Raw genomic sequence first — 318 nt, 5'->3', positions numbered from 1 at the left:
CTTTGCTCCGCTCCCATTACAGGAGCTTCATCACTACTACGGGTTAGTCCGCCCCTGCACAGCCCATCGGTATTCTGCCTCTAAGTCGTTCTTATTGTGCATTTCCCTTTGCATTGTTGTACAGGTTCCCGAGTTCCGTAAATAAGCCCGAATAATGGTCATGCCCCCTAAATGACGTCTGCCGCCCAGCCAATAAACAGGTGACCGCTGGACTTATAATGTTTGTCATACTTCAAACACTTTTGACAGAGGGTTGCACTTTCTCGACACTTCATCAGAGGTTCATTTGCATTCATCTCCATTATTCATACCTGACCA

The 318-nt window shown here is 46.9% G+C and carries 1 protein-coding gene; it reads right to left on the bottom strand.

Going from position 1 to position 318, the window contains the following annotated elements:
* Positions 1-91 precede the first annotated feature (91 nt).
* Entirely contained in the window at positions 92-229 is a 138-nt protein-coding gene (locus tag J4051_RS18930; RefSeq protein WP_208235439.1) for a hypothetical protein, read from the bottom strand.
* Positions 230-318 lie beyond the last annotated feature (89 nt).

The organism is Gelidibacter pelagius (genome assembly GCF_017581925.1).
GTDB classification, from domain to species: Bacteria; Bacteroidota; Bacteroidia; order Flavobacteriales; family Flavobacteriaceae; genus Gelidibacter; species Gelidibacter pelagius.
This window is presented reverse-complemented; position numbering and strand designations above follow the sequence as displayed.